This window comes from Aquabacterium sp. (assembly GCF_030652515.1).
Taxonomy (GTDB): Bacteria; Pseudomonadota; Gammaproteobacteria; order Burkholderiales; family Burkholderiaceae_C; genus Aquabacterium.
In genome coordinates this window covers 1-1,855 of sequence record NZ_JAUSAR010000017.1, presented here as the reverse complement: position 1 = coordinate 1,855, position 1,855 = coordinate 1, and the positions used below count along the sequence as shown (strand labels likewise).

Genomic DNA, 1,855 nt, shown 5'->3' with positions numbered 1-1,855 from the left:
CCCTGTTTTTGCAAATAGTGCGCCAGACGGTTGGCCCGGCATTCCAGTTCGCCGTAGCTTAGAGTTGCTCCGTTGAAGATCAGCGCCGGATGGTCGGGCGTTTGTTGCGCTTGTCGCGTCAATAAGCCGGGTATGTTTTCGTGCGCAAAGCCATCGCCGTCATAATCGGTGGCATTCCAGTCGTGCAGCTGCAATTGCCGTTCCGCGCCTTGCAATACCTCAAATGCACCTAGCGTCTTGGTTGACGATTGCACCAAAAATGCCAATGCCAATCTAAAGTGCCGCAATAAACGCGTCACAGTACCGGTATCAAACGCTTGCGTCTGGTACATCGCTTTGATGTGTATGCGTTCATCCGGGACGATCACCCAAGTCAATGGATAATTGGTTTGCTCGGTAAACTGGGCATCGACAATGTGCAGGCCGTCGCTATGCGTATTGCCCAGTGCGGTTTTTAACGGATAGTTTTCCAGCACCAGCAGACTTTGGATCAGTGCCTGCCCCGCAGGCAACGGACTCCATTCGGTTATTTTGCTCAGCGGCACATACCCGTAAGGTTCCCGCTTGAATTGTTCCGCCGCCAGTTCCTGCAACCACGACGCCACTTCCGCAGCATCATCCACCTTTGCCACCACGGGAAGGGTATTAATGAATAAGCCCACGACCGATTCTATGCCCTGCAAATCCGCAGGACGGCCTGATACCGTTATGCCGAAAACCACATCGGTTTCGCCGCTGTAACGATTGAGCAACAAGGCCCAGGCGGCTTGCAATACCACCGCCAGGGTCAAATGCCTGCGCCTGACGAAGGCCCGGAGTTCATCGCTGAACTCGGCATCCAAGTCAACAAACGCGTGCCCGTAAGGCCGCTCCGGCGCGTCATGCCCGGCACAGGGAATGGACGTGGCGGCGCTAATCGGCGCCAACCGCCGCTGCCAGTAGACCTGCGGACTTTGCAGATCTTGCCCCGCCAGCCAAGCCACATAATCGGCAAAGGGGCGGTGGCGTTCGGGCTGAGGGTTACCACCTGCCGACAAGGCGGCATAATGGCTGGCGACATCGCCCAACACCAGGGGCAAGGACCAGCCGTCCATCAATAAGTGGTGGTAGCTCCACAGCAAGCGGTACTGCCTGTCCCCTAGGCAGACCAAGGTAAAATGCGCCAATGGCCCTAGACTGACGGCAAACCCCTGGTCTGCCTGTTGTTGCATCAGTTCTGTGTAGCGCTGTTGTTGCTCCGTAGCGCCAAGACCGCGCCAATCAAGATCCGTCCAGCTTAAATTCGCTACTGGATTGATATGCTGATACGGCTGGTCGGTATTTTCCCAGACGAACACCATGCGTAAGGCGTCATGCCGGTCGAAAACCGCCCGCCAGGCCTGCTGGAACAATCCGGCGTGTAAATGCCCTGCGAGCACCAAGTCCACTTGCTGGCAATACAGCGCCGAACCGGGTTCATACAAGGCGTGGAATAAAATGCCGGTTTGCGTCGGCGTCAAGGGGTATTGATCCGTCTGGCTTTCGGCTATCGGCGTGTGCGTTATGCCGGCCGTTTGTGCCAACATAGCCAATTCGGCAATGCTTTGCGCTAAAAACAAATCCTCGACACGCAATTTTAAGCCCGCTTGCTTAGCCCTGGAAATGATCTGGATACTGAGTATCGAATCGCCGCCCAGTCCGAAATAATTGTCGTGTATGCCAACGCCCTGCACCTGCAGGACATCCTGCCAGATAGCCGCCAGCGTCTGTTCCACGGCGTTGCGCGGCGCCGTGTACGCGTGGTGCGCGGCCAACTCCGGTTGCGGCAGGGCTTTGCGGTTGAGCTTGCCGCTGGTGGTCAGCGGCAGTTCATCCA

At 56.8% G+C, this 1,855-nt stretch carries 1 protein-coding gene; it reads right to left on the bottom strand.

Features of this window, described 5'->3' with window-relative positions; all coding sequences use genetic code 11:
- A partial coding sequence (locus Q7V20_RS03480; protein WP_304787220.1) for a condensation domain-containing protein occupies positions 1–1,855 on the bottom strand: 1,855 nt, incomplete at both ends.